Source organism: Nonomuraea sp. AD125B, assembly GCF_041402765.1.
GTDB lineage: Bacteria > Actinomycetota > Actinomycetes > Streptosporangiales > Streptosporangiaceae > Nonomuraea > Nonomuraea bangladeshensis.
Genome location: NZ_JBGLOU010000001.1, coordinates 121,754 through 141,814, shown reverse-complemented (window position 1 = coordinate 141,814; position 20,061 = coordinate 121,754). Strand labels below are relative to the sequence as shown.

Below are 20,061 nucleotides of genomic sequence, written 5' to 3'. Positions count from 1 at the left end.
CATTACCATCTCCAGCCTCTCAGCCGATCAGGACGGGAGGTTGTCGGCAAAGGCGCCGGGTACGCCGGAAACCGGATGTTCCCGACCAACGCAAGGAGCCCGGCGTCATGCCTTTCAACCCATTGCAGGAGCGGGGTATCCCGCTGGACAAGCAGCTGCGGAACTGGCGCGAGCTGAACGTGACCCCCGTCGATCCCGACCACTGCGACCCCTACACGCTCTGCCGCATCATCACGATGAACGGCATCGAGGTCGAGGCGATCTTCTTCAGCCACCACCTGGCCCGGCACTGCCCGGACATCGAGCTGAAGCAGCAGCTGGCCCGCTCCCGCTACATCGAGGCCCAGCAGCAGAAGGCCGTGAACTGGCTGCTGCCCGGCGTGTCCTCGGTGCTGGAGACGACGATCTCCTACGAGCAGGTCGCCGTCGATCTGACCGCGTGGGTGGCCCGCATGGAGCCGGATCCGTACCTGCGGCAGGCGTACGAGTTCGGGGTGCTGGAGGACTTCGACCACCTCTACCGCTACGCCAACCTGTACGAGATGATCGAGCACCGCAAGGCGGAGAAGATCGTCGACAACCTGACCGAGGTCATGCCGGGACGGCCGACGTACCTGCATCACCGCAACCCCGTGGACAACGTGCGCGAGCCCTATGACCGCTCCAGCGCCGCGCCGATCTCCAAGCTGCACGCGCTGACGATCATGGCTGCCGAGCAGCAGACGATGAACTTCTACATGAACGTCGGCCCGACCTACATGGAGCCGATCGCCCGGCAGCTCTACCAGGAGATCGGCATGGTGGAGGAGGAGCACGTCACCCACTACGAGTCCCTGGTGGACCCGGGCGAGAGCTGGTGGGAGATGCTGCTCAACCACGAGTACAACGAGTGCTACCTCTACCACTCGTTCATGGAGACCGAGTCCGACCCCAAGGTGAAGAACATCTGGGAGCTGCATCTCAACATGGAGCTGGAGCACCTGCGGCTGGCGGCCGAGCTGTTCAAGAAGTACGACGGCCGCGACCCCGAGCAGGTGTGCGCGCCCGAGCTGCCGCAGCCGGTGACGTTCGAGCCGAACAAGGCCTACCTGCGCGACCTGCTGGCCACCCAGATCGACTACACGACGCTCGGCACCGGCTACGTCCAGGAGGCCCACGAGCGGTTCGAGAAGATGCAGGAGGCGCTCATGGGCGGCGAGCAGCCGGCCTCCGAGCGGGTGATCGCCGAGAACCGCGCCAAGTCGGGGCGAGAGTACCGGCTGCAGACCGAGGGCGAGCACCCGGTCCACAGCCTGGCGCTGAGCCGCCGCTGACCCTTACCACGCGAACAGCCCGGCGGGCACCGCCTCGGCCAGCGCCTGGTACCCGGCCGCGTTCAGGTGCAGGCCGTCGCCGCCGTCGAAGGCCGCCCGCAGCCGCCGCGGCTCCGCCGGGTCGCGGACCGCGCGGTCGAAGTCGATCACCGCGTCGAACCGGCCGCCGGTGCGGATCCAGTCGTTGACCTCCTGGCGGGCGGCCTCCCTGCAGCCGCCGGGGTCGTCGTAGTCGTGCCCGCCGAACGGGGTGAGCGTGGCCCCGTACACGGTGAGGCCGGCGGCGTGCGCGCGGGTCACGATCTGCTCGTAGCCGGCGACCAGCTCCCCGGCCGTCCGTTTCTGCGCGGCCGGGGAGGGCTCGGCGACGCCGAGGTCGTTGACGCCCTCGAAGACGATCAGCCAGCGGGCGCCGCTGCGGGCCAGCACGTCGCGGTCCAGGCGGGCCAGCGCGCTCGGGCCGAGGCCGTCGGCGAGCAGCCGGTTGCCGCCCGTCGCCTGGTTGGCGATGGCAGGGCCTGCCCCTCCGAGCCGGTCGGCGAGCCGGTCCGGCCAGCGGTCGTTGCCGTTGGTGGTGGAGCCGCGCCCGTCGGTCAGCGAGTCGCCCAGCAGGACCAGCGCGTACGTCCCTGGATCGGCGTGCACCTCGGCGGCGCTCAGCAGGTACCAGTGGTCCACGGGCGTCGCCCCGGCGAGATCAGTGGCCTCGCACTGGTCGCCGGGCGCGAGATGGGACGTCGTCCGCGACCCGGGATGCCCGGTGACCGGCGCGTGCTGGCCGTCCGCGAGGTAGGCGGTGACGGTGACGACCGAGCCGGCCGCGAGCGGCACGTCCAGCGGGTCGGACACCGCCTGCGCGCCGGGCGGCACGACGACGTGGGAACGGCCGGAGAAGGTCAGCGGCCGGGAGGTGCCCGGCTCGATCGCGCTCACGCCCGCCCGTCCGCCGGCGGGACGGGCCACGGCGAGCCTGGTCACGGGCAGGGGCGCGGTCCCGAAGGCGTTCGACAGCCGCAGCCGCAGGCGGGGGCCGCCCGCCGAGACCCTGATGGTCTGCCGGAGCGTGGCGTCCGCCAGGACGGGGCCGCCTGGACCGCCGCCGCCCGCGTACGGCGGGGCCGGCAGGTCGCCGGGCTCGATCCGCTGGGGCGTCGCGGTCCAGGTGTCCACCCAGTGGCCGCTCATGGCACTAAGCCCGTTGACATCCGCACAAATCGGACTTTAGGTTATGCGAAACGTTTCGACAACCTCCCGTCTGGGGTCTGATGTCCTCATTGCGTGATGTGGCCGAGCGGGCCCAGGTCGCGGTCAGCACGGTCTCCGCCGCGCTCAACGGCACCCGGCCGGTGGCCGCGGCCACCAAGCGGCGCATCGAGCAGGCCGCCGCCGAGCTCGGCTACCGCCCGAACCTGCTGGCGCGCGGCCTGCAGAGCAAGCGGACCAAAATCCTCGCGCTGCTGTTCCCCACGCCGTCCGGCGGCTTCGGCCACACGGAGATGCTCTTCGCGACCGGCGCCGCCGAGGCCGCCAAGGAGCTGGGCTACCACCTGCTGCTGTCGCCGGAGAGCGCCGACCCCATCGACGAGCTGCGCCACCTCACCGGTCTCGGGCTGGTGGACGGCGTGCTGCTCATGGAGGTGCGGCTGGACGACGAGCGGACGGAGTTCCTGTCCGCGGCCGGGGTGCCGTTCGCGATGATCGGCCGCACCCGCGAGCCGGACGCGATCGACCACGCCGACATCGACTTCGCCGCCACCGCCCGCGACGCGGTCGCGCACGTGGCCGGGCTCGGCCACCGCGAGCTGGCCTTCTTCAACCTCTCCCCCGGCCGGTACGCCGAGGGCTACGGCCCGGCGGCCCGGATGGCGGCGGAGTTCGCCGCGGCCGCCCGCGAGGCGGGCATCGGCTACGCGGACGGCTTCCGTCCGGGCTCGGCCGAGGAGGGCAGGCAGGCGTTCGAGCGGCTGATGGCCGAGCGCCCCGGCGTGACGGCGCTGGCCGTGGCCGACGACCACGCGGCGGCCGGCGTGCTCGCGGGCGTGGCGGCGCGCGGCTGGCGCGTCCCGGAGGACCTGACGGTGGTGCTGGTGCTGTCGTCGGCGCGGGCGGCCGCGATGTTCCACCCGAGCCTGACGACGCTGGAGCCGCCGAGCGCCGAGCTCGGCCGGCTCGGCGCGCGCATGCTCATCGACCGGCTCCAGGACGACGGTCCCCCACGGCAGCGGCTGGTGCCGTGCCGCCTGGTGCCCGGCGGCAGCTCGGGCCCCCCGCGAGCCGGCGCATGAGCGGGTTGGAGCGCCTCACGGCGGGCCGTGGCCTGCTGTTCGGCGGCGACTACAACCCCGAGCAGTGGCCGGAGGAGGTGTGGGCCGAGGACGTCGCGCTGATGCGCGAGGCCGGGGTCAACCTGGTGACGGTCGGCGTGTTCAGCTGGGCGCGGCTGGAGCCGGAGCCGGGGGCGCGCGACTTCGGCTGGCTGGACCGGGTCATGGACCTGATGGCCGGCGCCGGGATCGCGGTGGACCTCGCCACCCCGACCGCCTCGCCGCCGCCGTGGCTGGGGCACCTCCGGCCGGAGACGCTGCCGGAGGACGCCTCGGGGCACCGGCTCTGGTACGGCTCGCGCAACCAGTTCTGCCCGTCCTCGCCGGTCTACCGGGAGCGGGCGCTCGGCATCGCAGGCGACCTCGCCGCCCGTTACGCGGGTCATCCCGCGCTCGCCCTCTGGCACGTGGGCAACGAGTACGGCCAGATCTGCCACTGCGACGTCTCGGCGCAGGCGTTCCGCGCCTGGCTGGAGCGGCGCTACGGCGGCCTGGACGCGCTCAACGCGGCGTGGGGCACCACGTTCTGGAGCCAGCGTTACTCCGGCTGGGCGGAGATCCTGCCGCCGCGGCGGGCCCCGTACCTGGTGAACCCGACGCAGAGCCTCGACTGGCAGCGGTTCTGCTCCGACGCGCTGCTCGACCACTTCCGCGCCGAGCGTGACGTGCTGCGCGAGCACACGCCGGACATCCCGGTCACCACCAACTTCATGGGGCTGTTCAAGCCGGTGGACGCCTGGAAGTGGGCCGCCGAGGAGGACGTCGTCTCCAACGACTGCTACCCCGACCCGGGCGACCCGCTCGCCCCGGCGCGCACCGCGCTGGTCCACGACCTCATGCGCGGCCTGGCGGGCGGCCGGCCGTGGCTGCTGATGGAGCAGGCGGCCGGCGCGGTCAACTGGCGGCCGCACAACCTGCCCAAACCGCCGGGGCAGCTCCGGCTGGAGTCGCTGCAGGCGCTGGCCAGGGGCGCGGACGGCCTGTGCTACTTCCAGTGGCGCGCCTCCCGCTTCGGCGCCGAGCGCTTCCACTCGGCGATGGTGCCGCACGCCGGCCCGGACACGCGGCTGCACCGCGAGGTGCGCGCGCACGGGCGGGAGCTGCGCGGGCTCGGCGAGGTGGCGGGGCAGCCGGTGCCGGCGCGGGTGGCGCTGGTGTTCGGCTGGGAGAGCTGGTGGGCGCTGGAGGAGCCGGCCCGGCCGAGCGACCGGCTGCGGGCCGACGAGCAGCTGCTCGCCTACTACCTGCCGCTGTGGGAGCGGGGCGTCGCCGTGGACGTGGTGCCGCCGGACGCCGAGCTCGGCGGGTACGCGCTGGTCGTGGTGCCGAACCTGTTCCTCGTCACCGACGAGGACGCGGACGCGCTGACCGCGTACGTGCGGGGCGGCGGCACGCTGGTCGTCGGCCCGTTCTCCGGCGTGGTGGACCCGGACGGGCACGTACGGACCGGCCGCTTCCCCGCGCCGCTGCGCGCGGCGCTCGGCGCCTCCGGCGAGGAGTGGCTGCCCGCGGCGGGCGAGGTCGGCTGCCGCTGGCGCGAAGGGGAGGCGTTCACCGCGCACACCTGGACCGAGCTGATGGCCGCGGAAGGAGCCGAGGCCGTGGCCGAGTTCACCGGCGGCGACCTGGCCGGGCGGCCCGCGGTGCTGCGGCACCGCGCCGGCGACGGCGTCGCCTGGTACGTCGCCACCCTGCCGGAGCCCGCCGCCCTCGCCGAGGTCATGGCGCGGGCGCTGGCGGACGCGGGCGTGCGCGGCGAGGTCGCCGAGCTGCCGCCGGGCGTCGAGGCGGTACGCCGCGGCGAGGTGCTGTTCCTGCTGAACCACGGCGCCGCGACCGCCCGCGTGGACCCCGGCGGACGCTGCGAGGACCTGCTGACCGGAGCCGTCGCCGACGGCCCCGTGACCCTGCCGCCGCGCGCGGTCGCCGCGCTGCGCCGGCGCACCTGACTCTCACCTCTGGGGCGGACGGGATGAAGTTCAAGGACGGTTACTGGCGGATGCGGCCGGGCGTGCGGGCCTCGTACGCCGCCGCGGCCCACGACGTCACGATCCAGGACGTCACGGCGGACCAGGCGGGCGGGTCGTTACGGATCCTCGCGCCCACCCGCCCGATCACCCACCGGGGCGCCACCATCGACGGCCCGGTCCTGCGCGTGGACGTCTCCTCGCCGATGCCGGACGTGATCAGCGTCCGCGTGGTGCACCTCGCCGGTTCGGTGCCCGACTCCCCCGCCTTCGAGCTGCGCGGGGAGCCGGTCGCGGCCGGCATCGAGGTGGACGCCGAACACGCGAGCCTGACCAGCGGCGCGCTCACCGCGCGGCTGCGCAGGGACGCGCCGTGGGAGCTGGTCTTCAGCGCGGGCGGCAGGGAGCTGACCCGCGGCGACGGCAGGAGCCTCGGCGTCATGGAGGACGCCGGCGGGCGGCACTTCCTGGTCGAGCAGCTGCGGCTCGGCGCCGGGGAGCTGGTGTACGGGCTCGGCGAGCGCTTCGGCCCGCTGGTGCGCAACGGGCAGAGCGTCGACATCTGGAACGACGACGGCGGCACGGCAAGCGAGCTGGCCTACAAGAACATCCCGTTCTACCTGACCAACCGCGGCTACGGCGTGTTCGTCAACCATCCGGGGCGGGTGTCGTTCGAGGTGGGGTCGGAGACGGTGTCGCGGGTGCAGTTCAGCGTCGAGGGGCACGAGCTGGAGTACCTCGTGATCCACGGCCCGACGCCGGCCGACATCCTACGCCGCTACACCGCGCTGACCGGCCGTCCCGCGCTGCCGCCCGCCTGGTCGTTCGGGCTGTGGCTGTCCACGTCGTTCACCACCGACTACGACGAGGCCACGGTCACGTCGTTCGTGTCCGGGATGGCCGAGCGGGACATCCCGCTCAGCGTGCTGCACTTCGACTGCTTCTGGATGCGGCAATACCGCTGGTGCGACTTCGAGTGGGACCCGGAGACGTTCCCCGACCCCGAGGGCATGCTGCGCCGGCTCAAAGAGCGCGGGCTGCGGATGTGCGTGTGGATCAACCCGTACATCGGGCAGGCGTCGGCGCTGTTCGACGAGGGCCGGCGGCTCGGCCACCTGCTGCGCCGCCCGGACGGAACGGTGTGGCAGGACGACCACTGGCAGGCGGGGCGGGCGCTGGTCGACTTCACCTCGCCGGCCGCGCGGGAGTGGTACGCGGGCAAGCTGCGCGCGCTGCTCGACATGGGCGTGGACGCGTTCAAGACCGACTTCGGCGAGCGCGTCCCGACCGACGTGGCCTACGCCGACGGTTCCGACCCCGAGCGCATGCACAACTACTACACGCTGCTCTACAACCAGACCGTCCACGACGTGCTGGCCGAGCGCGGCCCCGCCGTGCTGTTCGCCCGGTCGGCGACCGTCGGCGGGCAGCGGCTGCCGGTGCACTGGGGCGGCGACTGCGAGTCCACGTTCGAGGCGATGGCCGAGTCGCTGCGCGGCGGGCTCTCGCTCGGCCTGGCCGGGTTCGGGTTCTGGAGCCACGACATCGGCGGGTTCGAGGGCCGGCCGGACCCGGCGGTGTTCAAGCGGTGGGTGGCCTTCGGGCTGCTGTCGTCGCACAGCCGGCTGCACGGCAGCTCGTCGTACCGGGTGCCGTGGCTGTTCGACGAGGAGTCGGTGACCGTGCTGCGCGCGTTCACCAGGCTCAAGGCGCGGCTCATGCCCTACCTGTACGGCGCCGCGGTGCGCGCCACCACGGACGGGCTGCCGGTGATGCGGGCGATGCAGCTGGAGTTCCCCGGCGACCGGGCCTGCGACCACCTCGACGCCCAGTACATGCTGGGCCCCGACCTGCTGGTCGCGCCGGTGCTGTCGGCCGGGGGCGAGGTCTCCTACTACGTGCCCGCCGGCGAGTGGACCCGCCTGCTGGACGGCGCGACGGTGACGGGTCCCGCCTGGCACACCGAGGTGCACGGCTTCGACAGCCTGCCGCTGCTGGTGCGGCCGGGTGCGGTGCTGCCGGTCGGCGCGCGCGAGGACCGGCCCGACTACGACTACGCCGACGGCGTGACCCTGCGGGCGTACCGGCTCGCGGACGGCGATCACCGCACTGTTACCGTTCCCACCGTGGACGGGGGCACAGGGGCGGTCTTCGAGGTGTCGCGGGACGGCGAGCGGGTGCGGGCCCGGCGCGTCGAGGGCGCGGCCACGTCCTGGAACTTGCAGGCCGGCGGCGCGCGGGCGACCGCCGGGCCGGACATCGACGAGATCGAGATCATCCTTGAAGGAGCAACATGACGACCTTCCCCGAGAGCTTCCTGTGGGGCACCGCCACGGCCGCCTACCAGGTCGAGGGCGCCTGGAACGAGGACGGCCGCGGCCCGTCCATCTGGGACACCTTCTCGCACACCCCCGGCCTGGTCGCGAACGGCGACACCGGTGACCTCGCCTGCGACCACTACCACCGGCTGGAGTCCGACCTCGACCTGCTGGCCGGGCTCGGCGTCGGCGCCTACCGCTTCTCGATCTCCTGGCCGCGCGTCCAGCCGGGCGGCTCCGGCGGGCTGAACGAGCCGGGCGCGGCCTTCTACGACCGGCTGATCGACGGCCTGCTGGCCCGTGGCATCGCCCCCGTCGCCACCCTCTACCACTGGGACCTGCCGCAGGAGCTGGAGGACGCGGGCGGCTGGCCGGCCCGCGACACGGCGCTGCGCTTCGCCGAGTACGCCCGCCTGATGGGCGAGCGGTACGGCGACCGCGTGCACACCTGGATCACGCTGAACGAGCCGTGGTGCTCGGCGTACCTGGGCTACGCCTCCGGCGTGCACGCCCCGGCCCGCACCGACCCGGCCGCGGCCCTCGCCGCCGTCCACCACCTCAACCTCGGGCACGGACTGGCGGTGCAGGCGCTGCGTTCGACCGCGGCCAGGGACGCGCGGATGTCGGTCACGCTCAACCTGCACCACGTGCGCGGCGTGTCCGAGGCGGACGCGGTGGCGGTGCGCAAGGCGGACGCCCTGTCCAACCTGGCCTTCCTCGGGCCGATGCTGGAGGGCGCCTACCCGCGCGACCTCATCGAGGCCACCTCCTCGGTGACCGACTGGTCGTTCGTGCGCGACGGCGACGAGGCCACCGCCCGCCAGCCGATCGACGTGCTCGGCGTCAACTACTACAACCCGACGCTGGTGCGGCACTGGGACGGCTCCGGGCCGAAGGAGACGGCCGACGGCCACCAGGACGGGGCGGCCTCCCCGTGGATCGCCTGCGAGGACGTCGAGTTCGTCCGCCAGCCCGGCCCGTACACCGAGATGGGCTGGAACATCGACGAGACCGGCCTGACCGAGCTGCTGCTGCGCCTGCACCGCGACTACCCGGGCCTGCCCCTCATGATCACCGAGAACGGCGCCGCGTTCCCCGACCCGGTCGGGCAGGACGGGCTGGTCCACGACGCCGACCGGGTCGACTACCTGCGCCGGCACCTGTCCGCCGTGGCCGAGGCCATCGCGGGCGGCGCGGACGTGCGCGGCTACTTCGTGTGGTCGCTGATGGACAACTTCGAGTGGGCGCACGGCTACGCCAAGCGGTTCGGCATCGTCAGGGTGGACCGGGAGACGATGGAGCGCACCTGGAAGGACAGCGCCCACTGGTACCGCGACGTGGTGGCCACGGGCAAGCTGCCGGAGTGAGCCGCTACGGCTTGCGCCCCACCCCGCCGACGAAGGTGTGGTAGGTGATCCCGAGACCGGCGTCGTCGCCCTCGTCCGGCCGCCACTCCGGCAGCGGCACGAGGCCGGGCTCCAGCAGCTCCAGGCCGTCGAAGTAGGCCAGCAGTTCCTCGCGGGTGCGCCAGCGGCCGGTGCCGAGATGCTCGTTGAACAGCCTCTCGGCCTCGGCCGCCTGCGCGGCGACCTCGGGGTGGGCCGCGCCCGGGTTGTGGAAGTGGGAGATGACCACGTGGCTGCCGGAGGCGAGCGGCGCCGCCAGGCGGGCCACGATCCCGGCCGGGTCCTCCTCGTCGGCCAGGTGGTGCAGCAGCCCGAACATCAGCAGCCCCACCGGCCGGTCGAAGTCGATGAGGTCGCGCGTGCGCGGGTCGGCGAGGATGCTCTCCGGCTCGCGCGCGTCGGCGTGCACCACGGCCGTCGTGTCGTCGCCGGCGAGCAGCGCCCCGCCGTGGACCTGCACCATCGGGTCGTGGTCGACGTAGACGACGTGCGCGCCCGGCGCGACCGCCTGCGCGATCTCGTGCACGTTGCCCTGCGTGGGCAGGCCGGAGCCGACGTCGATGAACTGCCGGACGCCGGCCTCGCCCGCGAGGTGGCGGACCGTGCGCCGCAGGAACGCCCGGTTGGCCCTGGCGGCCTGCGGCGCGTCCGGCGCGATCTTCAGCGCCAGCTCGCCGACCTGCCGGTCGGCGGCGTAGTTGTGCGTGCCGCCCAGCAGGAAGTCGTAGACGCGTGACACGCTCGGCCTGCTGGTGTCTATCCCCTGTGGTGCGCTTTCCTGCTCGTTGTCGGGCATCGCCGGCTCCTTGGGGTATGGGGGGATTACGCCGGTGATCTTAACCCGTCACCAGCCGTCGAGGTGAAGAACGTCGTCAAGCGGCTGGCGGCGGGCCGGCTTGAACGTCTCGCCCGTGTAGTAGGCCGTGGGGATGAGCGCGCCCTGCCGGACGTCGGCCGGGATGCCGAGCAGCTCGGCGATCTCGGTCTCGTACACCAGGTGCAGGCTCGTCCAGGCGGTGCCGAGGCCGCGGGCGCGGGCGGCCAGCATGTAGCTCCACGCGGCCGGCAGCAGCGACCCCCAGAGTCCCGCCTGGTTGCCCTCGGGCAGCCTGGCCGCCTCGATGCAGGGGATCACCAGGACCGGCGCCTCCCCCATGTGCTCGCCCAGGTAGGCGGCGCTGTCGGAGACCCGCCGCTGCACCTCCGCCCGCTCAGGGTCGTCCTGGAACAGCGCGCCGGCCGAGGACTTCGAGGCGAGGTAGGCGCGGGTGGCCCGGCCGTAGTAGTCGCCGATCGCCTTGCGCCGCTCCGGGTCGGTGACCACGACCCAGTGCCAGCCCTGGGCGTTGCCGCCGCTGGGGGCCTGCAGCGCGATCTCCAGGCACTCGCGGACGAGTTCCATCGGCACGGGCCTGGCCAGGTCGAGGCGCTTGCGGACGCTGCGGGTGGTGGTGAGCAGCTCGTCGGGTGTCATGGGCCCATCATGCCAACCCGCCGCGCCCGGGAGGCTCAGGCGGCGCCGAGCCAGAGGTCGGGGCCGAAGACCTCGTAGTGGATGTCCTTCGGCGCCACGCCCGCCCTGATGAGCCCGCCGCGGACCGCCCGCATGAACGGCACCGGCCCGCACATGTACACCTCCGCGCCCTCGGGGATCGCCACGCCGTCCAGGTCCATCAGGCCGGTGCGGGCGCCTTCGGGGGCGTCGCGCTCGTACCAGAGGACCTGCTCGGCGCCGACCTCGGCGGCGAGGCGGGCCATGTCGGCGCGCAGCGGGTGGCTCGTCACGTCCCGGTCGGCGTGCAGGAGCAGCACCCGGCGGGGGTCGCCGGTGCGGGCCAGGTGGCCGAGCATGGCGGTGATCGGGGTGCAGCCGATGCCGGCCGAGACGAGCACGAGCGGGGCCTCGCCGTCGCGCAGCGCGACGTCGCCGAACGGCGCGGACAGGGTCAGCTCGTCGCCCTCCCTGGCGGTGGCGTGCAGCAGGGCGGAGACCTCGCCGTCCTCGACCCGCTTGACCGTGACGCGGCGCAGGCCGCCGTCGCCGTCGCCGTCGCCCTCGCCGGAGAGGGTGTACTGGCGGAGCTGGTGGACGCCGTCGGGCATGCGGACGCGGATGCTCACGTACTGGCCGGGCAGGGCGGGCGGCACGGGCTCGTCGCCGAGCGGGCGCAGCAGCAGGGACATGGCGTCCGGGGTCTCCTCGCGCCGCTCCACGACCTGCCAGGTCCGCCAGGTGCGGCCGCCCTCGGCGCCGGCGGCGGCGTACACGCGGGCCTCGATCGCGATGAGCGCGCCGGCCATCAGCCAGTAGACCTCGTCCCAGGCGGCGGCCACGTCGGGGGTGACGGCGTCGCCGAGGACCTCCGCGATGGCGCCGAACAGGTATTTGTGGACGATGACGTACTGGTCCTCGGTGACGCCGACGGCGGCGTGCTTGTGCGCGATGCGCGACAGCAGCTCGTCGGGGCGCTCGTCCGGGTGGTCGAGCAGCATGGTCGCGAAGGCGGCGATGGAGCCGGCCAGGGCGCGCCGCTGCTCGCCGTTGCGCTGGTTGCCGCGGTTGAACAGGCCGTCGAGCAGCTCGGGGCGGTCGGCGAACATCGTGTCGTAGAACCGCGCGGTGATGGTGTCGAGCTGGGCCGCGACGACGGGCAGCGTCGCGCGGACGGCTGCCGCGCTCTCCTCGGACAGCATGGATGAACCCCCAGATCCTCAAATTGGTATCTAGGATGCATATTATTTGGCCAGAGGGGCGGTCCGTTCCCCGGGGGGCGTGAGCGACAGCAGCACCGGCCCGGTCGGCGCCTCGACCAGCGAGGCGACCGTGACGTCGTCGAGCGCGGCGTAGAACGCCTCCTGGGCCTGGCGCAGCGCGCCGCGCAGCCGGCAGGCGGCCCGGAGGGGGCAGGGCACGGCGTCCTCGCACCCCACCACGTCGTCGCCGCCCTCCAGGGCGCGCACGATGCTCCCGACCGTCGCGGCGCGGCCGCGCGCGGCGAGCTGCATCCCGCCGCCCCGCCCCCGCCTGGCCTCGACCAGCCCCAGCTCGCTGAGCCTGGCGACGGCCTTGGCCGCGTGGGTGTACGGGACGGCGAGCGCGTCGGCCACGGCCCGCGTGGTCAGCAGCTCGTCGGCGTCCGCCACGGCCAGCCGCATCACGATGCGCAGGGAGATGTCGGTGAAGGCGGTCAGGCGCATGCGTCCACGGTATGCCGCCCGGCCGCCTTCTCAGGTCACCGTCTTCAGACCCCGCCGAGCACCGCCATCGCGGGCAACGGGCGGTCGGCGAAGTCGAACAGCGCCTGGTTCTCCCAGGCGTTGCCGGAGGACGGGTCGGCCGGGTCCCAGCCGTTGCCCGGCACCCCGGTCCAGGTCGCCTCCCAGGTGAACAGGCCGAGGCCGAGACCGTTCGGGACCTGCCTGACGATGTCGGCGACCTTCGCCAGCATGGCCGCCTGCCCCTGCGGCGTGGACCGGTAGCCGGGGTACGGCTCGGCCGAGCCGATGAGGTTCTCCCAGCCGTCGTCGTCGGCCGTGGTGAAGGGGTAGCCGGTCTCCACCACGACGATCGGCTTGCCGTAGCGGGTGGCGACGTCGTTGAGGTTGGCCTGGAAGCCCTCCAGCGTCCCGTGCCAGTACGGGTAGTACGACACCCCGATGACGTCGTGCCTGATCCCGTACGCGGCGGCGTTGTCGAACCACCACCGGTACAACCCGTTGTCGCCGCCGTTGGCCAGGTGCAGCACGACCTTGGTCGCGGGCGAGACCCGCTTGACGGCGTCGTGGCCGGCGTTCAGCAGCGCGGCGGTGTTCGCCCAGTTCGCGTTGGAGCCGTCGGGCCAGAGCAGGCCGCCGTTGATCTCGTTGCCGACCTGGACCATGTCGGCGGTGGTGCCCTGGCGGCGCAGCGCGTCGAGCACGTCGTAGGTGTGGTCGGCGACGGCCTGCCGGAGCCGGTCGAAGCTCAGCGGCTCCCACGCCGCCGGCTTGTACTGCTTGCCGGGGTCGGCCCAGGTGTCGGAGTAGTGGAAGTCGACGAGCAGCTTCAGCCCCTGGGCCTTGGCCCGCTTGGCGACGGCGAGCACCTTCGCCTTGGTGTTGTAGCCGTCGGCCGGGTTCACCCAGACCTTGAGCCTGATGTAGTTGAGCCCGGCCTGGGACAGGACGCGCAGGGCGTCGGCGCGGCGGCCGAGCGTGTCGCGGTAGACGCCGCCGAGCGCCTCGGACTTGGCGAGGCTGGAGACGTCGGCGCCGCGGATCGCCAGCCGCGCCCCGGGGCCGTGCGCCGGTGCGGCCTGGGCGGGCTGTGCCGCCAGGGAGGCGGCGGTGAGTAACAGCAGGGACAGGACGGTCAGGATGCGCCTCATGCGCGTTCTCCTTCGGGTCGGGGGGTTTCCTCGACGACCGTGACGGCGCCGGCCGCGACGGTGACCCGGCCGTCGCAGCGCTCGCCGTCGAACACGCTGACGCCGGTCACCCCCTCGACCGTCACCGGCTCGTCGCCGTGGTTGATGAGGAACACGTGGCGGCCCCGGCGGACGAGCTCCAGGTGCTCGGGCAGGCCGCGCGGGCGCGACACGCCCGCCCGGTCGAGCACCTGGCCGAGCAGGTCGCGGAGGGCCCGGCCGCCGGTGGGGGCGGTGCTGAGGTACCAGGCGGCGCCCGCGCCGAGGTCGTGCCGGGTGAAGGCGGGGTGGCCGGCGTCGGGGCCGGCGGCGAAGGCGCGCACGGTGACCGCCCCCGCCGGGCGCACCCGCTCCGACCAGATCCGCCCCCGCAGGTCCTCCGTCCCCGGCTCGGCGGTCAGGGGGACGGTCTCGTCCTGCCGCAGCGGGTGGAACTCCTCGACCGAGAGGCCGAGCAGCTCGCGCAGCGCGCCCGGGTGGGGGCCGGGGTGGATGGCGTCGTGCTCGTCCACGATGCCGGAGAAGTACGACACCAGCAGGTGCCCGCCCGCCTCGACGTAGCGGTGCAGGTTCTTGGCGCCGGCCTCGGTCAGCAGGTACGCGCTGGGCGCCACCACCACCCGATACCCCGAAATATCAGCGGAAGGGTGGACGAAGTCCACGGTGACGTGCTCCCGCCACAACGCCTCGTAGAAGGCGTCCATCCGCTCGCGGAAGGACAGGTCCACCGACGGCCGCCAGTCCAGCTCCAGCGCCCAGTACGACTCCCAGTCCCAGACCAGCGCCACCTCGGCCCGCACCCGGCTCCCCCGCACCCCGGCCAGCCGCCGCAGGTCGGCGCCCAGCCGGACCACCTCGCGCCACTGCCCGGAGTCCGTCCCGGCGTGCGGAACCAGCCCGGAGTGGAACTTCTCGGCCCCGAACCTGGAGGCCCGCCACTGGAAGAACAGCACGCTGTCGGAGCCGCGCGCCACGTGGGCGAGGCTGTTGCGGCGCATCTCGCCGGGCCGCTTGGCGAGGTTGCGCGGCTGCCAGTTGACCGCCCCCGCCGAGTGCTCCATGAGCATCCAGGGCGCGCCGCCCGCCACCGAGCGGGCGAGGTCGGCGGACATCGCCAGGTCGATGTGGTTGTCGGGCTGCTCGGCGCGCAGATAGTGGTCGTTGGCGACGACGTCGAGCTCGCGGGCCCACTGCCAGAGGTCGGTGGACTTGCAGTTGACGGTGCCGGCGAAGTTCGTGGTGACGGGCAGGTGCGGGGTGAGCTCGCGCAGGATGTCGCGCTGGAGCGCGTAGTGCTCGCGGTGCTGGCCGTCGCTGAAACGGGCGTAGTCCAGGCGCTGGGCGGGGTTGACCACCGTGTGGTTGAAGCGGGGGGCGTCGATCTGCGACCAGTCGGTGTAGGTCTGGCCCCAGAAGGTGGTCCCCCAGGCGTCGTTCAGCGCGGATATGTCCTGGTACGTCGCCCGCAGCCACCCCCGCCAGGCGGCCACGCTGTGCTCGCAGTAGCACTCGCCGAGCGGCGCCCCGTACTCGTTGTGCACGTGCCACATGGCCACGGCCGGATGGTCGCGGTAGTGCTCGCCCAGCGCCCGCACCAGCCGCGCGGTGGCCTCGCGGAAGGCCGGCGCGCTGGAGCAGGCGCTCTGCCGCCCGCCGAACCCGATCCGCACGCCCTCCCTGGTCACCGGCAGCACGTCGGGGTGGGCGGCGACGAACCAGGCGGGCGGCGCGGCCGTCGGGGTGGCGAGGTCCACGGCGACCCCGGCCGCGTGCAGCCGGTCGAGGATCTCGTCCAGCCAGCCGAAGTCGTAACGTCCCTCGGCCGGCTCCATCAGCGCCCACGAGAACATGCCCAGGCTGACCAGGTTGACCCCGGCCTCCCGCATGAGGGCCGCGTCCTCCTCCAGGACCTCGCGCGGCCACTGCTCTGGGTTGTAGTCCCCGCCGAAGGCGAGGCCGGCAGGACGCTCCGGATACATCCATCCCCCTTGGAAAGCTTCTGTGAACGTGCACAGTAATCCCTCTCCGCACCGTTGGGAACAGGCCGGGGACGGATCAGGTGTTTTCCACGGGTTAACGAGAACGTAACGCCTCTTGACGGGCATTTCTGCGCTGCTCCACTCTGTGCACGTTCACAGAACCTTACGGAGGTACGCATGCGCGCCAACCGTCTCGGAGCAGCGCTGGCCGTCGCCCTCACGGCCACCCTCGCCGCCTGCGGGTCCGGCGAGCCCGCCCCCCAGAGCTCCGCGGCGCCGCAAAGCTCCGCCCCCGCGGCCCAGGGACCGGTCAAGCTCACCTACTGGACCTGGGCCCCCAACATGGACAAGATCGTGGAGGTCTGGAACAAGGCGCACCCCGACATCCAGGTCACGGTCAGCAAGCAGGCCGGCGGCGACGACGCGGCCGCGAAGTACCTCACGGCCGCCAAGGCCGGCAACCCGCCCGACCTGGTCCAGGCCGAGTACCAGCACCTTCCCTCGTTCATCGCCGCCGACGCGGTGGCCGACATCAAGGCCGAGACCGCCGCCGTCCAGGGCGAGTTCACGGAAGGGCTGTGGCGCCTGGTCACGCTCGGCACCGAAGGCGTCTACGGCGTCCCGCAGGACAGCGGCCCGATGATGCTCTTCTACCGCCAGGACCTGTTCGACAAGTACGGCATCGAGGTGCCGAAGACCTGGCAGGAGTACGCGGACGCGGCCCGCGCCGTGCGCAAGAAGGACCCGAAGGTCCACCTCGGCACGTTCTCCAGCAAGGACCCGGGAGCGTTCACAGGCTACGCCCAGCAGGCCGGCGCCCAATGGTGGGCGATCGAGGGCGAGTCCTGGAAGGTGAACATCGCCGACGAGGCCACCACCAAGGTCGCCGACTACTGGGGCGGCCTGGTGAAGGAGGGCGCCATCGACGACATGCCGTACTTCACCCCCGAGTGGAACAAGGCGCTCAACGACGGCAAGCTGCTCACCTGGCCGTCCGCGGTGTGGGCGCCGGGCGTGCTGTCGAGCAACGCCCCCAAGGCCAAGGGCAAGTGGGCCGCCGCCCCGCTCCCCCAGTGGAACGCCGGCGAGAACGTCAGCGGCTTCTGGGGCGGCTCGTCCACCGCCGTGTCGGCCAAGACCCCGAACAAGGCCGCCGCCGCGCGGTTCGCCACCTGGCTCAACACCGACCCGGAGGCGATCAGGCTGCTCGTGGAGGAGGCCGCGATCTACCCGGCCGCCACCAAGGCCCAGTCGTCGCTCGGCGAGGCCCCTGAATACTTCGCCAACCAGCCCGACTTCTGGCAGCAGGCCGCCGCCGTCTCCGCGGGCGCCCGCGGCTTCACCTTCGGCCCGAACGTCGGCGTGACGTACAACGCCTTCAAGGACGCCTTCGACAAGGCCGTGCAGAACAAGTCGCCCTTCGCCGAGGCCGTGCGGTCCATGCAGGACGCCACGGTCGCCGACATGCGCAAGGCCGGCTTCCAGATCGCGCAATGAACCAGGGAAGAAAGAACGCCTGGCCGTACCTCTTCCTGACCCCGGCGATCGTGCTGTTCACGCTCTTCCTCGCCGTGCCCATCGGCTACACGGTCCACCTCGCCATGCGCCGGACCAAGGTGTCGGGGCTGGGGCTCGGGAAGGGGGCGCGGCGGGAGGTGTTCGTCGGCTTCGACAACTTCTCGGCCGCGCTCGCCGACGCCGAGCTGTGGCAGGGCTGGCTGCGGGTGCTCGGGTACGGCGCGCTGGTGCTGGTCGTCATGCTCGGCCTCGCGCTGCTGTTCGCGCTGCTGCTGGACTCGGCGCGGGTCCGGCTGGCGCGCTTCTCCCGGATCGCGATCTTCCTGCCGTACGCGGTGCCGGGGGTGGCCGCCACCCTGCTGTGGGGCTTCCTCTACCTGCCCTCGCTCAGCCCGATCCGCTCCGTGCTCGACGCCGACCTGCTCGGGGCCACCACGGTCACGTACTCGATGGCGAACGTGGCGGTGTGGGGCGGCACCGGCTTCAACATGCTCGTGCTCTACACCACCCTCCGGGCCATCCCGCGCGACCTGTACGAGGCCGCCCGGCTCGACGGCGCCTCGGAGCTCCAGATCGCCGTCCGGGTCAAGATCCCGATCCTGACCCCGGCGATCATCCTCACCACGGTGTTCTCGATCATCGCCACCATCCAGGTGTTCACCGAGCCCACCACGCTGCGCCCGCTGACCAACACGATCAGCTCCACCTGGAGCCCGCTCATGAAGGTCTACCGGGACGCCTTCGTCACCGGCGACCTGTACTCGGCCGCCGCCACCTCGATCGTCATCGCGGCGGTCTCGCTCGTCCTGTCGTTCGGGTTCCTGCGCGTGGTCCGCAACCACGCCTTCGGGGAGGGCTGATGGCCGGGGTCACCGCCGCCACCTCGCACCGCCGCCGCGCGCGCGGCGCGGGCGTCCACGGGCCGTGGGGCATCGCGCCGACCGCGCTGCTGCTCCTCGGGGCGATCTACTGCCTGTTCCCGGTGTTCTGGGTGTTCATCGCGGCCACCAAGTCGCCGGGCGAGCTGTTCAGCACCTCGACGCTGGCGTTCGGCACGGGTTTCCTCGACAACGTCGAGCAGCTCTTCGCCTACCGCGACGGCGTGTTCTGGCTGTGGGCGGGCAACACGCTGCTCTACGCGGGCGGCGGGGCGCTGCTGTCCACCGCGGTCTCGGCGATCTCCGGGTACGCGCTGGCGAAATACCGCTTCCCCGGCCGCAACGCCATCTTCAACATCCTCATCGGCGGCATCCTGGTGCCCGCCGTGGTGCTGGCCATCCCGCAGTACCTGCTGTTCAGCAAGTTCGGGCTGGCGGACACGTACTGGGCGGTGCTGCTGCCGCAGATCCTGCACCCGTACAGCATCTACCTGGCCCGCATCTACGCCTCGGCGGCCATCCCCGACTCGCTGCTGGAGGCGGGCCGGATCGACGGGGCGGGCGAGGGCCGGCTGATGGCGCGGGTGGCGATGCCGCTCATGGTGCCCGGCATGGTGACGATCTTCCTGTTCCAGTTCGTGGCGATCTGGAACAACTTCCTGCTGCCGTTCATCATGCTGGGCGACGACGGCAAGTTCCCGCTCACTGTCGGCCTCTACACGCTGCTCATGGCGGGGGCCAACCAGCCCGCGCTCTACAACCTGATCCTCACGGGGGCGTTCCTGTCGATCGTGCCGTTGATCGCGTTGTTCCTCACGATGCAGCGATACTGGAGGACCGATCTGTCCTCCGGAGCCGTGAAATGAAACGCCCTACGATCCACGATGTGGCCGCGGCCGCGGGCGTGTCCCGCGGCACGGTCTCCCGCCTGCTCAACGGGGACAAATACGTCAGCCCCGCGGCGCGCGTGGCCATCGAGCGGGCGATCTCCGAGACCGGCTACGTCGTCAACCGCGCCGCCAGGAGCCTGGTCACCCAGCGCACCGGCTCGGTGGTGATGGTGCTGTCGGAGCCGCACGAGAAACTGTTCGAGGACCCCAACTACAGCACGCTGATCCGGGTCGCGATCAGGATGCTGGCCGAGCGGGACCTGTCGCTGGTGATGATGATGGCCGGCGACGAGGGCGACCGCGAGCGGGTGGTCCGCTACGTGCGCGGCGGCCACGCCGACGGGGTGCTGCTGGTCTCCACGCACGCGGGCGACCCGCTGGTGGAGGCCCTGGGCTCCGGCGGGCCGCCCGCGGTGTCGGTCGGCGCGGTCATCGGCCACGAGAACGTCATCCCGTACGCCGCCGCCGACGAGCGCCTCGGCGCCCGGCAGATGACCGAATACTTCGTCCGCCAGGGCCGCCGCAGGATCGCGATGATCACCGGGCCGATGGACACGCCGGGCGGCATCCAGCGCCTGGAGGGCTTCGCCGAGGTGCTGGGTCGCAAGGCCACCCAGCGGCTCATCGCGCACGGCGACTGGACGCAGGCGAGCGGCGAGCGGGCGATGCGCGAGCTGCTGGAGCGCTCCCCCGACCTCGACGCGGTCTTCGTGGCCTCCGACCTGATGGCGGCCGGGGCCCTCGCGGCGCTGCGCGCGGCCGGGCGGCGGGTGCCTGACGACGTGGCGGTGGGCGGGTTCGACGACTCGGCGGTGGCGGTCTCGACCCATCCGCCGCTGACCACGATCCGCCAGCCGCTCGCGAAGATGGCGCAGGAGACGATGCGGCTGCTGTTCGCCCTGCTGGACGGGGCCGGTCCCGTGGAGCCGGTGGTGCTGCCGACCGAGCTGGTGGTACGGGAGTCCGCCTGATCGGGATAAATGGCAGAAAGTCGGGATCTTCCGGGGTCCGGCGTCGTACGATCATCGGCAACGTCCCCTGTGACGTCGCAGGCAGGAGGAG

At 72.6% G+C, this 20,061-nt stretch carries 16 protein-coding genes; 9 read left to right on the top strand and 7 right to left on the bottom strand.

Features of this window, described 5'->3' with window-relative positions:
- Positions 1 to 107: 107 nt before the first annotated feature.
- A complete protein-coding gene (locus tag ACBR40_RS00635; RefSeq protein ID WP_344215647.1) occupies positions 108 to 1,313 on the top strand; it encodes a hypothetical protein in 1,206 nt (401 codons plus the stop codon).
- A gap of 3 nt (positions 1,314 to 1,316) precedes the next feature.
- Here the strand turns inward: ACBR40_RS00635 and ACBR40_RS00630 are convergent, their stop codons facing one another.
- Positions 1,317 to 2,498 (bottom strand): SGNH/GDSL hydrolase family protein, encoded by a 1,182-nt coding sequence (locus tag ACBR40_RS00630; RefSeq protein WP_371246984.1) that lies wholly within the window; start codon positions 2,496 to 2,498, stop codon positions 1,317 to 1,319.
- Between the two features lie 98 nt (positions 2,499 to 2,596).
- Here ACBR40_RS00630 and ACBR40_RS00625 point away from each other — a divergent pair, with 98 nt between their 5' ends.
- Genes ACBR40_RS00625 through ACBR40_RS00610 form a run of 4 tightly spaced genes read left to right on the top strand, consistent with a single transcriptional unit; the run spans position 2,597 to position 9,289 of the window.
- Complete coding sequence (locus tag ACBR40_RS00625; RefSeq protein WP_371247567.1) at positions 2,597 to 3,598, top strand: LacI family DNA-binding transcriptional regulator; 1,002 nt, start codon at positions 2,597 to 2,599, stop codon at positions 3,596 to 3,598.
- Positions 3,595 to 5,586, top strand: a complete 1,992-nt coding sequence (locus ACBR40_RS00620; protein ID WP_371246983.1) for a beta-galactosidase — start codon at positions 3,595 to 3,597, stop codon at positions 5,584 to 5,586. Before ACBR40_RS00625 ends, ACBR40_RS00620 begins: the two co-directional genes overlap by 4 nt.
- Before the next feature lie 23 nt (positions 5,587 to 5,609).
- Positions 5,610 to 7,901 carry an alpha-xylosidase gene (gene yicI / locus ACBR40_RS00615; RefSeq protein WP_371246982.1) on the top strand — a complete coding sequence of 764 codons (2,292 nt, stop codon included), beginning with the start codon at positions 5,610 to 5,612 and terminating at the stop codon, positions 7,899 to 7,901.
- Complete coding sequence (locus ACBR40_RS00610) at positions 7,898 to 9,289, top strand: GH1 family beta-glucosidase (protein WP_371246981.1); 1,392 nt, start codon at positions 7,898 to 7,900, stop codon at positions 9,287 to 9,289. Before yicI ends, ACBR40_RS00610 begins: the two co-directional genes overlap by 4 nt.
- Before the next feature lie 4 nt (positions 9,290 to 9,293).
- Here the strand turns inward: ACBR40_RS00610 and ACBR40_RS00605 are convergent, their stop codons facing one another.
- From ACBR40_RS00605 to ACBR40_RS00580, 6 genes are read right to left on the bottom strand one after another with little or no spacing between them, the layout of a single operon-like run.
- Complete coding sequence (locus tag ACBR40_RS00605) at positions 9,294 to 10,124, bottom strand: SAM-dependent methyltransferase (protein WP_371246980.1); 831 nt, start codon at positions 10,122 to 10,124, stop codon at positions 9,294 to 9,296.
- A gap of 48 nt (positions 10,125 to 10,172) precedes the next feature.
- Positions 10,173 to 10,802, bottom strand: a complete 630-nt coding sequence (locus ACBR40_RS00600; protein ID WP_371246979.1) for a nitroreductase family protein — start codon at positions 10,800 to 10,802, stop codon at positions 10,173 to 10,175.
- Positions 10,803 to 10,837: 35 nt separating this feature from the next.
- Entirely contained in the window at positions 10,838 to 12,022 is a 1,185-nt protein-coding gene (locus ACBR40_RS00595) for a globin domain-containing protein (RefSeq protein ID WP_371246978.1), read from the bottom strand.
- Positions 12,023 to 12,064: 42 nt separating this feature from the next.
- Complete coding sequence (locus ACBR40_RS00590; RefSeq protein ID WP_344215664.1) at positions 12,065 to 12,526, bottom strand: Rrf2 family transcriptional regulator; 462 nt, start codon at positions 12,524 to 12,526, stop codon at positions 12,065 to 12,067.
- 44 nt (positions 12,527 to 12,570) lie between these two features.
- Positions 12,571 to 13,695, bottom strand: coding sequence for an arabinogalactan endo-beta-1,4-galactanase (locus tag ACBR40_RS00585; RefSeq protein WP_371246977.1), 1,125 nt, complete (start codon positions 13,693 to 13,695; stop codon positions 12,571 to 12,573).
- On the bottom strand, positions 13,692 to 15,713 hold the full coding sequence (locus ACBR40_RS00580; RefSeq protein WP_344215668.1) for a beta-galactosidase: 2,022 nt from the start codon (positions 15,711 to 15,713) through the stop codon (positions 13,692 to 13,694). Before ACBR40_RS00580 ends, ACBR40_RS00585 begins: the two co-directional genes overlap by 4 nt.
- Positions 15,714 to 15,890: 177 nt before the next feature.
- Here ACBR40_RS00580 and ACBR40_RS00575 point away from each other — a divergent pair, with 177 nt between their 5' ends.
- From ACBR40_RS00575 to ACBR40_RS00560, 4 genes are read left to right on the top strand one after another with little or no spacing between them, the layout of a single operon-like run.
- Positions 15,891 to 17,210 (top strand): sugar ABC transporter substrate-binding protein, encoded by a 1,320-nt coding sequence (locus ACBR40_RS00575; RefSeq protein ID WP_344215670.1) that lies wholly within the window; start codon positions 15,891 to 15,893, stop codon positions 17,208 to 17,210.
- On the top strand, positions 17,207 to 18,091 hold the full coding sequence (locus ACBR40_RS00570) for a sugar ABC transporter permease (RefSeq protein ID WP_364452940.1): 885 nt from the start codon (positions 17,207 to 17,209) through the stop codon (positions 18,089 to 18,091). The genes ACBR40_RS00575 and ACBR40_RS00570 overlap by 4 nt, the downstream gene beginning before the upstream one ends.
- A complete protein-coding gene (locus ACBR40_RS00565; RefSeq protein ID WP_344215674.1) occupies positions 18,091 to 18,975 on the top strand; it encodes a carbohydrate ABC transporter permease in 885 nt (294 codons plus the stop codon). Before ACBR40_RS00570 ends, ACBR40_RS00565 begins: the two co-directional genes overlap by 1 nt.
- 20 nt (positions 18,976 to 18,995) lie before the next feature.
- The gene (locus ACBR40_RS00560; protein ID WP_344215676.1) at positions 18,996 to 19,970 is read left to right on the top strand and encodes a LacI family DNA-binding transcriptional regulator; all 975 of its coding nucleotides are present in this window, start codon (positions 18,996 to 18,998) and stop codon (positions 19,968 to 19,970) included.
- Positions 19,971 to 20,061: the final 91 nt, after the last annotated feature.